This is a genomic window from Clostridium sp. 19966, assembly GCF_032335695.1.
Classification (GTDB): domain Bacteria; phylum Bacillota; class Clostridia; order Clostridiales; family Clostridiaceae; genus JACTOJ01.
The window spans coordinates 45,820-60,310 of sequence record NZ_JACTOJ010000010.1; the positions used below are offsets into that span (position 1 = coordinate 45,820).

The window sequence follows — 14,491 nt, forward strand, 5'->3', positions numbered from 1 at the left end:
CATAAAGAAAAGAGGAAGATAAATATGGTTATATTATATATTTGTATCAATGGTGCTTATACTAATTTAGAAAATATTGATATCAGTAAGCTGGAGGCTAATCAAAAAAAAATTTATGTTAATTTAACTAACAAGTGTCCTTGTGCTTGTACCTTTTGCTTGAGAAATACTAAGGAAATGGCTGAATCAAATAATTTATGGCTAGATAGAGAACCTACAGTCCAAGAAGTTATAGAAGAGTTTGAAAAATATGATTTAGCTCAATACAATGAAATTATATTCTGTGGATTCGGTGAACCTACTACTCGTCTTGATGATGTATTGGAAGTGGCAAAGTATTTAAAGAATAGAAATAACAGCATTCCAATTCGTATAAATACTAATGGATTAACGGATTTAATTCATAAAAAAGAAACCGCTTCGCTTTTAAAAGGACTCATCGATACTGTATCCATAAGCCTTAACGCATCAAATGAGGAAGAATATTTAAAATTAACTAGAAATAAATTTGGAATTAAATCCTTCGATGCTATGCTGAAATTTGCAGCAAGCTGCAAAGAATATGTTCCTAAAGTAGTTTTGACAGTAGTGGATTGTATTGGAGAAGAAGAAATAGCTGCTTGCCAGGCTATATGTGATACTATTGGAGTACCTTTGCGGGTGCGTCCTTTGGAATAAGAATATATAATTTTTTTATATATAAATAAGGCCTCATTTTTGTTAATAAGCTAACTTAAATGAGGCTTTATATAATTTATAAATTAGTTAATTATGCTTCCAGCACAGAGTTATCTACACTGTACTCTTCTTTATTATCTGGTACTTTTGCAAGAATTATTCCTCCTACAATGAATAGAATTATAATGCTGAATAGACCGTTACTAGATTTACCAGTAATTTGAGTGACTATTCCTACCAGAAATGGACCTAAAATAGCAGCGAATCTTCCAAATATGTTGTAAAATCCAAAGAATTCATTGCTTTTTTCCTTAGGTACAAGTTTTCCGTAATAAGATCTGCTTATAGCTTGTATACCACCTTGTGAAGTAGCAACCATCATGGCTAAAATCCAAAAACCAATTGAATTATGTACAAAGTGTGCATATATGCAAATAATAGAATATATTAGTATTCCAACAAATAACATAGTTTTACCGTTATATTTTTCTGACAGCTTACCGAAGATAATAGCGCAGGGGAAAGCAACAATTTGTGTCATTAAAAGAATGATAAGCATACTGCTGCTGCTTATTTTAAGATCAGAGCCGAAGGAAGTAGCCATGGTTATTATTGTATTTACTCCATCAATATAAAAGAAATATGCTAGTAGAAACATAAATAAATTCTTATGATGCTTTATGTTTTTTAAAGTGCCGCCTAATCTTTTGAAACTATTAGTAATTGGGCGGGGCTCCGGAATTATTCCATAAACCTGCTTAACGTTTTTTATCATTGGTAAGGAGTTTAAGCCCCACCATAAAACTGTTACTAGAAAACATAGTTTAAAGGCGCTAGCTATAGATAATGGAATTATATTTGCTTGAGACAATAAAACTATTGTCATACATATGCCAAAGGATATAGTATTGCCAGCATATCCAACTGAAAAACCTATAGCAGATACCATATTCATTTTTTTTTCTTCAGTAACATCTACCAGAAATGAATCGTAAAATATGCCACAACCAGAGTACCCTATGGAACATATGATAAAACAAATAAGAAGTAATTTCCAAGAAGAGCTTGGAACTAATGCAAGCATTAAAGTAAATATTAGTCCTATAAATAAAAAGCTCTTAAAAAATTTTTTCTTATAGCCTTTGTAATCGGCTATGGTTCCTAACACCGGTGCAAATATTGCAATAATTAATGTGCTTATAGAATTTGAATATCCCCAAAATGCTGTGGCTAGAGAAGAGTTTCCGCCTGAATTTTCATATACCATTCTAAAATATAGGGGCAATATAGTAGTAATGATTATCATGCTAAATGTAGAGCTTGCCCAATCATACATTATCCAACTTTTTTCTATTTTGTTATATTTGCTCATGAGAATCCTCCTAATTAAAATCATAGAATTGATTCTAACACATAAATTTTATATAAATGTTAAATTTATGTTATCACTATGTTTAATGGACTTAGTAGTATTACCTATAGTTTTTATGGTAAAAACTATAATTTTTGTATTGTTTTTCAATGTAAATATAATAAAATTTTCTTAGCTGGCAAAATCCATTTACTAACATTAATGCTAATAATAAACGATTTTTCATGCAATCCTAAGGAGGTGATAGTATTCCATAATCAAATTTTCTCAAAAGGCAAAAATTTAGGAGGGGTAAAATGAAAAAGCTATTGTATAAGATTATGGCTGTTATATTTCTTTTCTCTATTGTCTCTAACTATGGAGCATTAAACATTAAAGCGGCTGCATTAGGGAGGTTTAAAGTAGAGGGAAGCAAAATTATCGGCCCGGATGGAAACGAATTCATACCGAAGGGGGTAAATGTACAAGGGCTTCATTCTTGGGAAGTGAGAAATATTCTTCAAGATGTGGATCTTATTGCTAATGCATGGAAATTCAATGTTGTAAGATTAAATTGTTTTATTGGCGCTAATAATCCTTGGGGAACAGGCTCAGGAGCAAATGATGATATAGATGCCATTATTAAAGCATTTACAGATAGGCATGTTGTAGTTCTTGTGGAGATGCATGATAGCACTGGTTTGCAGCCATATTCAAATACTTCTAGTCCAACATTGGATGAAGCAAAAAGCTGGTTTTCAAATTTAGCAGCAAAATACAAGGACAATACTTATGTTTGGTATGGGACAATGAACGAACCAGGATCATCTACACAGCCGCTTAATGATTCTTGGGACACAGTGAATAAAACATTAATTCAATCCATAAGATCAGCTGGTGCAGATAATATTGTTGTTTGCGATGGATGGAATTATGCAAGTGAAGGCTTAGGCGACTCTGATGTTACTATACCTGATAATAAAAGTGCGTTTTTAACCTATGGACAAGATGTTTTAAATTCTGATCCAAATAAAAATACTATTTTTGCTTTGCATAACTATTTAGCTATGAATGTAAAAAATAAACTGGAGGATTTTATTAATAGGGTAGAAGCAAAGGGCTTATATATGTTTTTGGAGGAGTATGGTAATGATATTACAGATTCCAGTAAGACTGGGGTGAAGGCCTCTTTGCAGACTTGCTATAAATATAATTTAGGAAGAGTCTATTGGAATTGGGATGGTTTTGATTTATATGATTTAACCTCTGGAACAGGAAGAGGCAGCGGATGGGAAATAGATAAGACAGATGGCAGCAAGCCTACAAATCTAAGCTGGGTTGGAGATAAGATTTGGGATGACAACCATGGTAATTCAGTCACTTTTGATGATACAAATCCTAAAACTGACTTGGGACTTGAAAGACTTATTTCTAATGATACTACTTTTAAAGTAGGAGATAAAATAAAATTTACAACTTTTCTGCACAACACAGGGGATATTCCAGTGAATAAAGGCAAAAGTACTTTTGTAAAATTCTATGTAGATGGAAAGCAAATAGGAGATGCTGTAGAAGTAAAGGATGAAATAGGAACAGATACCAGAGTGCCTATTACTTCTCCCGAATATATCGTAGAAAACCCAAATTTTGTTGTAAAAGCTGAAATCGATAACAACAGCACTTATGTGGATGGAGCAAATGATGCACTAAAGGATAATAATTCAATAACAAAGAGTTTTAGCTGTGACACATCAAAGAATGGATATGATCTGGCAGTAACTAATATTAAGGTAACTCCTGATACCGTAAATGAAGGTGACTATGTTGAAGCTGAAGTTACTGTATCAAACCTAGGGAACCAAACAATGCCTTCTCAGATGATAACTGGATGGTTCTATATAAATGATTACTATTATACTGGTGCAGATTCAGGACCTAGCTGTGTTCAAAGTGATTCTCCTAAAGCTTTAGCACCTGGAGAGTCTATCACTTTAAAGACTTCCGTAAAGTATAGGGCTAGCAGTTCATTTAATATGAGTTATGTGCTAGAAAATAAGTATAAGGACGATTTGAATCCTTCAAATAATGCAATAACTGTAGACGTTCCAGTAAAAGCTTCTGAGGATTCAGTTAACATAATCACAAATCCAGGCTTTGAGGATGGTATAAATAATTGGCAGGATTGGCAGAATGATATGTCTGTCACAGCTGATTCACCTTATGCAGGAAAAGCTTCACTTAAGATATGGGGAGGAAAGGCTGCAGGTGGAGGACAAAATTTCACTTTAAAACCAAATACCACATATATACTAGGAATGTGGGGAAAATTTGATGCTAAACCACAGGGAACCTGCGATGCAGTAGTGCAATATCATTTAAAGGATTCTAATAATACCTATATCCAGAATATGATACATTTCAATGAAACTGAATGGACATATAAGCAGGTTACATTTACTACTCCTGCTGAATTTGGAGATACTCCACAGCTTGCTATATGGAAAGGAGATACTACAAGTGCCAATTTCTACGGAGACAATGTAACATTAGTGGAAGTAAATAATAATATATTGCAGAATACAAGCTTTGAAAATGGTAAAGATGGCTGGCAGGATTGGCAAAATGATATGAGTGTTGTTCCAGAGGCTGCCTATACAGGAAGTGCTGGATTAAAGATAGGGGGAGGAAAAGCTGCAGGTGGAGGACAGAATTTTAATTTAAAACCAAATACCACATATATACTTGGCATGTGGGGAAAATTTGACGCTAAGCCACAGGGAACCTGTGATGCAGTAGTGCAATATCATTTGAAGGATACTAATAGTACCTATATAAAGAATATAATAAATTTCAATGAAACTGAATGGACCTATAAGCAGATTATGTTTACTACTCCTGCTGAATTTGGAGATACTCCGCAGCTTGCCATCTGGAAGGGGGATACTACAAATGCTGATTTTTACGCAGACAATGTAATATTGACAGAAGTAAAAAATGAAGTAGTAAATGGTACGGCGGAAAATAAAATGGACAGCTGGCAGGATTGGCAATCAGCTATGGCTGCAACTCCAGAGGCAGCAAAGGTTGGAAATTATGGATTTAAGATATCTGGAGCACAAGCTGCAGGCGGAGGACAGGATATAAGCACATTAAAGACTGATACCACTTATATGTTTGGATTGTGGTCAAAATTCGATAATAAACCTACCACCACCTTTGATGCCGTGCTTCAGTATCATTTAAAGGATGCAAACAATACCTATGTAAAAAATATTATAAATTTTAATGAAACAGATTGGACATATAAGCAAACCATGTTTACAACTCCATCTGAATTTGGAACAACACCTCAGCTGGCACTATGGAAAGGAGATACCTCAGGAGCTGATGTGTATACAGATAATATAGTTGTTACTCAGTTACCTTCACTAATCTATAATGAGCTATCAGCACCAGTACAAGTAAATCCTGATCCACAGCCAGCAACTATTAGCAATATAGATGATATAAATGCGAATGTTGAAACTGGAGAGGCTTATGCACTGCCATCAAAAGTAGCAGCAACTTATAGTGATGGCTCTAAAGCAGATACAGCGGTAACTTGGAGCCCAGAAATTGCGGATACAAGCAAAGCAGGGACTTACATCTTCCAGGGAACTGTAGCTGGTTATGATAAAAAAATTACATTAACACTTACAGTAACCGCAAAGCCAGTTGTTATAACAAGTATAGATGATATAAATGCAAATGTTGAAGCTGGAGAGGCTTATATACTACCATCAAAGGTAGCAGCGACTTATAGTGATGGCTCTAAAGCAGATACAGAGGTAACTTGGAGTCCAGAAATTGCGGATACAAGCAAAGCAGGGGCTTACATTTTCCATGGAACTGTAGCTGGTTATGATAAAAAAATTACATTAACACTTACAGTAAATCCTAAGCCTGCTGTTACCATAACTAGTATAGATAATATAACTGTCAATGTTAAAAAAGGTGAGTCTTATACTTTGCCAGCAGCAGTAGCTGCAAAATATAGTGATGGAAGCATTAAAGATGTAGCGATAACTTGGGATACTCAAACAGTTGATACAAGCAAAGCTGGATACTATGAATTCTATGGAACTGTAGCAGGATATCAATCAAAGGTTAAGTTAACTCTTACAGTTGATTTACCACAGACAGGCTATTTTATAGATTCTAAGATTCTTACCACATTAGGATTGTCTATAATTGCAATAGGAATAGGGCTTATTATTCCTAGGAAGAGAAAGAGATTAATATAAAATAAATTTTAAAAAAGAGTAAACTGTTCTTCGTAAGATAAATAGAGACCTTCTGCTCTACAGAAGGTCCCTAAAATATTATTTAGCTGATCTAGCTTTATCATCCAATGCTTTACGATTATTTGCTTCATTTTGTTGATATTTTACACAATCAGCATATCCATAAGAATTAGCTTTATCAGTCATTTCTTTAACTATAGAATTGAATTCGTCATCAGATTTAGCATAGATTGCTTTCCAAGAGTAGCTTGTTATTGCTGTCTTAACCTGATTCCAAGTTGTAGTTAATTCATTGCTTTGTGCAGTTGCTGAATAAGTTGTTCCAAGGGAAATAGCAACTTGCTTATTCTTTGCTAGAGCATCTTTTGCATTTGTTGCACCAGTTTTAGTTTTCCAATCTTTTTCTATATCGGTTACAGGCAGATTTTGTCTGCTTGCCCAGAATTTATAGTTGTAAGTATCACCATTTTTTGCATCTGGGTTTACTGCATTTATTGACCAAGTAGTGTTATTGATTTTGCATACTCCATCAGTGAATTTTCCACTGTAGTTACCAGTAAGTTCAGTATCTTGGTTGGACATGCAAGTCTCTCCTAACTGAGTTAAATAAGGTTTTCCGTCTTTATCGTAATCCCAAGTAACATGCTGAGGTCCATAATTGTAAGTCATTACGCCTTCAGGAGTGCTTAACCAGTTGATAATAGCCATGCAAAGCTCTGGATACTGAGTTTTAGCACCTATAGTCCAAAGACGATTTCCACCGTTAACATTTAAGCCATAAGCTACATTCTTTTGATCTTTTGCAGTTAATTGCTGCATAGATTTTCCAGCTTTTAAGTGTGCATCAGTGTTGTATAAACCGCTTCCCATCCAATCAAATATATTAAAGAATGCTCCACCTGTTTTGTATGTTTCAGACATGTCGTCATAAGTTTGAGTCATTGAATCTGGAGCAAGAAGTCCTTTTTGATAAAGTGTATTGTAGAATTTCAAAGATCTTAAATACATTCCGTCTTTTTTAAGAGCATCCTGATATTCGCCAGTTTCTACATTGTATAGACCAAATCCAAATTCATCCCAGCCATATAGAGCTGCTGTTGCTTTAACAAACATTACCATATTTCCATCCCAGTCTTTAAACAAGGATACACCATAGGTCTTTTTGCCTGTGTCTGAAGTAGGAGCAAGCTTCTGCATATCGCCGAGAACGCTTACAAAATCCTCTAAAGTATTTACTTGAGGGTAGCCTAACTGCTTGTATAAGTCCCATCTGATATCTGGTCTGTAGGAGGAAGGAGAGTATTCCTTAGAACTACTTCCTACATCATACCCAAAGCCATACAAAGTTCCGTTTGAAATAGATTTGTTCTTTTCTAGTGCTTGTTTCATATTCTTGGAAATGTAAGAACCATAATCTTGCACTAAATTATCTTGATTCCAGTCAAGTAATAGCTTTCCAGTAACAGCTTGCTTGTAATTAGTAGAATCATCACCGAAAACTACAATATCCCCCAAATCCTTAGATTCTGCTCTTGTAGCAAATACTCCATCTCCGGATTTAACAATATTCAACTTTACGTTGAATTTATCTTTAATTACTTTTGCAAACCAACCTATCTGTTCACCTGAAAAGTTAGCTAATTCAGAATAAACATTAAGAGTAACAGTATTTTTGGGAATGATATCCTTTAAGTCATTTTTTGAAGCTGTTGATGTGGTGTTAGTTTTTCCTTTGCCGCAGCCTACGAGAGAAACTGCAACCATGCAAGAAGTTATGATGCTTAGAACTCTAGTTGTTTTTTTCATTTTTAAAGATCCCTCCTATAATATAAAATAAAAGACTTGATTTGTTACATATATATATAATTCTTCCTATTATTTGTTAGCCTTTAACTGCACCAATCATTATTCCTTTTTCAAAGAAACGCTGCATAAAAGGATAAACCAGTAAAATAGGGAGAATAGTAACCATAGCGACAGTAATTCTTATAGTTCTCATGTTAAGAGTAGCATCAAGTACGCCTGTTGATACTGAACCTCCACCTGAACTCATAAGTGCTGATAAATCAGAGGTACTAGTTAAATAAATATATAATCTGTATTGAAGAGTGTAGAGAGCTGGTTTACCAGACATTAAAATCATTGAATCTGTGAAGCTGTTCCAATGTCCTACTGCTCCGAATACAGCAACTGTAGCTAAAATTGGTTTGCTTAAAGGAAGTATGATTCGCCAGAATATAGTGAAGTATCCAGCTCCATCAATTTGAGCGCTTTCTTCCAAATCTTGAGGAATAGATTCAATATAAGTTTTTACTAAGATTATATTGAAAGGTGCCACAATACTAGGTATTATATATCCCCAAAAATTGTTAGTTAATCCAAGCATGGATAGATTCAAATACCAGGGAATCAAACCAGCATTAAAATACATGGTAATTATTATGAATCTATATATGAATTTTCTTCCCCACATTTGCTTTTTCGTTACCAGATATCCGACAAAAGCGGAAGCCAAAACCATTAATACAGTTCCTATTACAGTTCTAGCTATAGATACCATTGCAGCGGTTCCAAGATCATTAACTTTAAACAAAGATATATAGTTATCAAAATGAATTCCCTTCGGAATCAGTTTTATCTCACCATTTCTAACAAGTTTATTATTGCTTATGGTATTTATAAACAAATAGTAGAAAGGGAATATGCATATTAATGAGAATATAGCAAAGAGTGTATAGTTAAAAAAGTCAAATACAATATCAATTATAGTTTTTTCATTTCCAAATTTTTTCTTTCTTTTTTTATACTTAGGGCTGAGATTTGTATTAGTTACATTTGAGCTGTTAGTTATCATTTTTAATTCCTCCTATATAATACTATCGCCTCGGATTAGTTTTGAAACCCAGTTAGCGCCAAGCAATAGCACAACGCTAATAATTGATTTCATCATACCTACTACAGTAGCTAGAGGTATATTTCCAGTTCCTCCATTACCAAGACCAAGCAAATATACATAAAGATCTAAAACTTCAATAGGATTTTGATTTGCAGAATTTCTAAATACGTAGTATTGATCCATTCCGTTGGAAAGAATACCGGCTATGCCCAATAGAAGAAGCACGCAGAAAGTTGGAATTAATCCAGGAACTGTTATGTGCCAAATTCTCTTGAATCTCCCAGCACCATCTACGGTGGCAGCTTCATAAAGCTGCTGGTCTATACTTGATATAGCTGCTATATATATAATTGCACTCCAGCCTAAACCTTTCCAAGTACCCCAAGCCCACATTTTAAGCCAAATATGTGAACCGCTCATTAGAAAGTTTGTTCCTGTTTTTATTAGGCCTAAATCTATCAACATAGAATTGACGAAGCCTTCAGTAGAAAACAATGCAAAAGCAAAACTGAAAACTAAAACCCAGCTTATAAAGTTTGGTATAGTTGTAACTACTTGCACTAATTTTCTAAATTTATTAGATTTAATTTCTGTGAGAAAAATGGCAAATGCCATTGGTACGAAGGAGGTTATTATACCAAGCCCGCTCATAGCAAGAGTATTTGTCATGACTCTGATGATATCTGCTCTGCTTGCAGCATTTTTAAATAGAAAGGTAAACCACTTAAAACCGACGAAATTATCTGAGCTTAAATCTATTCCTGGTTTATAATCAAAGAAGGAATAACGCCACCCCCAAAGTGGAAGGTAACAGAATGCGAAACACAGTATTACGAAAGGAAGAATCATCAAAAATAATCTGTATTTAGCTTCCATTTCATATTTGTCTTCTTCAGTAAGCTTAGGAATCGATTTCATATTTATGAGAGCTAAAACCCCACAAGCTATAAATAAAGCAGTGAAAACCCAAAAACCAAATGCAAACATTGGTTTAATGCTGCCAGGCCTGCTTGACCCAGATAAAGCTAGATATGCAGGTATTAAAAGCATTAAATCAAGAATACCAACACTGCTTCCAATAGAAATTATTAAGGTTCCTAATTTTTGTAGACGTTTTTTTCCTAATGTCATGCAGCAGCCTGCAACAATTGTAAGAATACATAGAAGTCCTAATAGTGAAGAAATATAAATAGTAATTAAAGTACTGCTGTCCACCCAACCCCTATTAATAGCACGTGTAAATGCTTCTGAAAGTGAACCATATGAAGTAGCCATTGTAAAAAAGGCTGAATTCTTGTCTATTAGTTCACTCATTCTTGCTGGATTGAGTGGAGGTATAATTAAGGCTGAAACTAGTACAATCACAGCTCCCCTTAATAGAAGCATCAATGAGTTGCTTTTTTGTAATTTGATTTCTGACATTTTTACATCCACCACCTGTTAAATTTTGTCTTAGAGAAAAATATTATCGTCACCACTTCAATAATTAAGCTTTGAAGAAAAGATAGATTATATATTTCTGCATTTGTTAGAAAAAGTTAATTTCGTTATCTGTATGTTAACATGTTATTAACAAATGGTACATTATAATTATTAGATATAATTTCACATATTTTTTTTATATAAAAAATTATTTAAGAGTTGAAGGAAATATATTGAGATGATACAATGTAGTAGTAGATAATAGTGCAACAACTATATATGTGTAATTGAGGTGGCAGCCAAATGAAAACGTTATTAAGCTTTTTTAGGAATCTTAGCGTAAGTTTGAAGTTTGCATCTACTTATTTTGGAATTTTATTAATCGAAATAATATTCACCGCAGTTTATTTGTATGTTCAAACCTCAAATACTTCGATCAAACAGGCAAGTCTTTTAATGGAACAAAATATCCTTCAAGCTAAAGAAAGTATACTTCAAAAACAAAATTTAATAGAAAGTGAAGCTGCTAATATAATTTACGATAGTGATGTTCAGAATTTTCTTGACACTAAATTCGAAAATCGAATTCAACAGCTAGAAGAATATCAATTTCAAATATCACCTATTATCGAGCATGTTATTAAGCTTAATAATAATATAAATTCTATGATGCTATATATGTCAGATAATGTAGTCACTGAAAAGGCTTATAGTTTTTATAGCGTGAATGAATTAAGCGATTCTAATTTTTACAAGCAATTAGTTAGTGAAAAAAAAGTAAAGGATGGGTGGATAAGCACTCATAAAGAAAATTATTATGTTAATTCAAATGAAGAAACAAATTCAGATCAGGTGCTTACTTTTTCAAAAAAGATAATTTCGAAAAATACATATCAGGACATAGGATTACTCAGTATAGACATAAAAGAGAGCGTAATTTTTAATATGCTTAGGAATCCTATTGTAACAAAATTTGGACGCGTGTTCATTGTAGATGGCAATAATACTATAATATCAGATAACATATCAGAATTATTTAAAAAAAATATTTCTGAAACGGGGATAAGTAAATTTTCTGTACATGATAAAATAAATAGGATTCAGAAGGTGAATGGAGTGAATTCATTACTAATTTCTATTCCTATAGATGAGCTTGGATTTAATATTATTGGAATATTTCCAACAAGTCATTTTAATAATAATGTGAATAAAAACTTTGAAAAAACCGTAGCTGTACTAATTTTCTTTTCAATTCTCATCGGTATTATAATTTACATAACTACCTCAGCTTTGCTTGCTAGAATCAAGATATTAGTAAAAGCTATGAAGCAAGTGAGGGAAGGAAATCTTAATGTTTCTGTGGAGGTTAAGTCTAAGGATGAATTTGGGCAATTAGGTTCAACCTTTAATCATATGACTAGCCGAATTCATGAACTAATAGAAACGGTATATAAGATAAAACTTATAGAAAAAGAAACAGAACTTAAAATTTTACAAGCTCAGATAAATCCACACTTTTTATATAATACTCTTGCGACTATATCATGGACAGCAAGAAAAGTAAAATCTCCTGAAATAGAAAAAATATCAAATTCTCTCGCTAAGTTTTATAGATTAGTACTTAGTAAAGGTCGTAATGAAATCACTGCTAAAGAAGAAATAGAAATGGTTAAGGCATATTTAAATATTCAAAAGATAAGATTTGAAGATATGTTTGATGTTGTTTACGATATAGATGAAGAGGTTTACAATCATAAAATGATAAAAAGTGTTCTTCAGCCGCTTGTTGAGAATGCTCTCAACCATGGGATAGAGCCTAAACGAAGTCATGGTACCATCATTGTAAAAGCAAATATGCTTCAAGATAAACTTTGCTTCAAAATTATTGATGATGGAGTTGGAACAACTAATGAAGTGTTGAAGGAAGTATTATCGGGACAAGTTACTGGAGCTAGAGAAAGCGGATATGCAGTAAAAAACATAATGGAAAGGCTAAAGGCATATTATGGAACAAGCAGCAGCTTTGAAATCTACAGTAAACCTGGAATTGGCACAGTGGTAAGAATAGTTATGAAAAGTCTTTAAGGAAGGAGAAAAATATAATGAAAGTACGCTTTATCAAAGGTTTAAATATTTTTATTACAATTACTGTGATAACTGTAGCCTCATCAGGTTTATGGGGATGTAAAAAAGCTCCAAGGGAAGCAAATAAAGCTGTAAAAGATGATCAGGAAGAAGCATTGAAGCTAGATGTGTTTTCTATGACATCCAATTATGCTGGAAAACAAAGCGGATGGTTTGGAAAAGTTGTTAAAGATAAATTTAATATAGAACTGAACATAATTGCTCCTAATCTTCAAGACGGGGAGGCAAAATACGGTACTAGAATGGCTGCAGGAAATCTTGGAGATATTATTATTTTTTCTACAGATGATCAAAAATATACAGATGCAATAAAGGCAGGGCTTTTATTGGATTGGAATAAGGATGCTTTGTTAGACAAATATGGTAAAGATATAGTTGAAAATTACTCTAAAGCTATCGAAAAAAATAAAACAAATTTCGGCGCTGGAAAAAGTGTTTATGGATTAGGACACGATATATCTAATATGTCCGCAAATTCGCCATCAGAAGGTAATTCCATGGCTTTCGGACCGGACTTAAGATGGGATGTCTATGAAAAAGTAGGTGCACCAAAAATGAAAACCATGGAAGATCTTCTGCCTGTATTAAAGAAAATGCAGGAGGCTGAGCCTAAAAGTGATTCAGGAAAACCTACTTATGGATTCTCCTTATGGGGAGATTGGGATACTTATTTTTTAACGGCTGGAAAACAGTTTGCCTGCATGTATGGTTATGATGAGTTGGGCTTTCTTTTAGTACATGCTAATCAAGAAAAATATCAAGATATTCTAGATGCTAAAGGGTATTATTTAAGAACTCTTAAATTATATTATGATGCCAACAAAATGGGACTTATTGATCCAGAATCAATATCGCAAAAATATTACGATGTAAACAATAAAATCATAGATGGACAAATATTGTTTTCTTGGTTTCCCTGGATGGCCGAAATGTATAATACCTGTGAAAGGGTAGATAATGGCAAAGGAATGGCTTTTGTACCTTTTAGTGATGAGAGTGTATATTCCTATGGAGCTACAAGCTATGGAGGGAATAGGGTAATTGCCATAGGAGCAAAAACTAAGGATCCTGAGAGGGTAATGAAATTTGTTAACTGGCTGTATACCCCTGAAGGAATAATGACCTCTAATTACGGACCTAAAGGGTTAGCGTGGGATATTAAAGATGGACATCCATTTGTAACAGATTTTGGCAAAAAAGCCCTTCCTTCAAATAAGGTAACTGTGCCTGAAAAATTTGGAGGTGGAGATTTTAATGAGGGAGGAAATCAGATAAACTATTGCAATGTAAAGACAACTTCAATAAATCTGGAATTTAATGAGCCCTATGATTATAATCTATGGAAATCTACCTTAGAAAGTCAGCCTACCAGCCTAGAGAAAAGCTGGAAAAGTGCTATGGGGGCTTCCACATCTAAGGAATATCTTATAAAAAACAATATGATAGCTATAAGTCCAGCACTTAGTATTAGCACAGATACACTTGGCAGTTCTCTACAGCAGAAACAAAGTAAAATTTCTGCTATAATCAAGCAGTATTCTTGGAAAATGATATTTGCGAATAATGATAATGCTTTTACTTCACTGGAAAATGAAATGATAACTAAGGCTAAAAACCTAGGCTATGATGAAGTGGTTAATTTTTATATAGGCCAGGCTAAGAAACAATTTTATGCTAGAAAAAATGGAAAATAATAAAATATTTATGTTATCAGTT

Annotated in this window: 8 protein-coding genes; 4 read left to right on the forward strand and 4 right to left on the reverse strand. The window is 33.5% G+C overall.

The features are described from left to right. Positions 1-24 precede the first annotated feature (24 nt). Positions 25-678, forward strand: coding sequence for a TIGR04100 family radical SAM protein (locus IAI10_RS11955; RefSeq protein ID WP_315673499.1), 654 nt, complete (start codon positions 25-27; stop codon positions 676-678). 91 nt (positions 679-769) lie between these two features. On the opposite strand, the gene IAI10_RS11960 is transcribed toward IAI10_RS11955, so the two are convergent. After that, positions 770-2,050 carry an MFS transporter gene (locus IAI10_RS11960; RefSeq protein WP_315673500.1) on the reverse strand — a complete coding sequence of 427 codons (1,281 nt, stop codon included), beginning with the start codon at positions 2,048-2,050 and terminating at the stop codon, positions 770-772. Positions 2,051-2,346: 296 nt separating this feature from the next. Between IAI10_RS11960 and IAI10_RS11965 the strand changes: the two genes are divergently transcribed. Continuing rightward, positions 2,347-6,312, forward strand: a complete 3,966-nt coding sequence (locus IAI10_RS11965; protein ID WP_315673501.1) for an Ig-like domain-containing protein — start codon at positions 2,347-2,349, stop codon at positions 6,310-6,312. Positions 6,313-6,390: 78 nt separating this feature from the next. Here the strand turns inward: IAI10_RS11965 and IAI10_RS11970 are convergent, their stop codons facing one another. The 3 genes from IAI10_RS11970 to IAI10_RS11980 form a co-directional block, all read right to left on the reverse strand. Then, positions 6,391-8,118: a hypothetical protein gene (locus IAI10_RS11970; protein ID WP_315673502.1), complete on the reverse strand. Its 1,728-nt coding sequence runs from the start codon at positions 8,116-8,118 to the stop codon at positions 6,391-6,393. Between the two features lie 76 nt (positions 8,119-8,194). Then, the gene (locus tag IAI10_RS11975; protein WP_315673503.1) at positions 8,195-9,166 is read right to left on the reverse strand and encodes a carbohydrate ABC transporter permease; all 972 of its coding nucleotides are present in this window, start codon (positions 9,164-9,166) and stop codon (positions 8,195-8,197) included. A 12-nt stretch (positions 9,167-9,178) separates the two neighbouring features. Beyond that, positions 9,179-10,630, reverse strand: a complete 1,452-nt coding sequence (locus IAI10_RS11980; RefSeq protein ID WP_315673504.1) for an ABC transporter permease subunit — start codon at positions 10,628-10,630, stop codon at positions 9,179-9,181. Positions 10,631-10,933: 303 nt separating this feature from the next. On the opposite strand from IAI10_RS11980, the gene IAI10_RS11985 reads away from it, so the two are divergent. Together IAI10_RS11985 and IAI10_RS11990 are read left to right on the forward strand one after the other, a co-directional pair. Further along, complete coding sequence (locus tag IAI10_RS11985) at positions 10,934-12,715, forward strand: sensor histidine kinase (protein WP_315673505.1); 1,782 nt, start codon at positions 10,934-10,936, stop codon at positions 12,713-12,715. Between the two features lie 17 nt (positions 12,716-12,732). Further along, on the forward strand, positions 12,733-14,469 hold the full coding sequence (locus IAI10_RS11990; RefSeq protein ID WP_315673506.1) for an extracellular solute-binding protein: 1,737 nt from the start codon (positions 12,733-12,735) through the stop codon (positions 14,467-14,469). Positions 14,470-14,491 lie beyond the last annotated feature (22 nt).

What these genes read in the sequence shown, in the direction of transcription:
- IAI10_RS11955 (WP_315673499.1), top strand. Translation starts at nt 25, where the DNA reads ATGGTTATATTATATATTTGTATCAATGGTGCTTATACTAATTTAGAA.
- IAI10_RS11960 (WP_315673500.1), bottom strand. Translation starts at nt 2,050, where the DNA reads ATGAGCAAATATAACAAAATAGAAAAAAGTTGGATAATGTATGATTGG.
- IAI10_RS11965 (WP_315673501.1), top strand. Translation starts at nt 2,347, where the DNA reads ATGAAAAAGCTATTGTATAAGATTATGGCTGTTATATTTCTTTTCTCT.
- IAI10_RS11970 (WP_315673502.1), bottom strand. Translation starts at nt 8,118, where the DNA reads ATGAAAAAAACAACTAGAGTTCTAAGCATCATAACTTCTTGCATGGTT.
- IAI10_RS11975 (WP_315673503.1), bottom strand. Translation starts at nt 9,166, where the DNA reads ATGATAACTAACAGCTCAAATGTAACTAATACAAATCTCAGCCCTAAG.
- IAI10_RS11980 (WP_315673504.1), bottom strand. Translation starts at nt 10,630, where the DNA reads ATGTCAGAAATCAAATTACAAAAAAGCAACTCATTGATGCTTCTATTA.
- IAI10_RS11985 (WP_315673505.1), top strand. Translation starts at nt 10,934, where the DNA reads ATGAAAACGTTATTAAGCTTTTTTAGGAATCTTAGCGTAAGTTTGAAG.
- IAI10_RS11990 (WP_315673506.1), top strand. Translation starts at nt 12,733, where the DNA reads ATGAAAGTACGCTTTATCAAAGGTTTAAATATTTTTATTACAATTACT.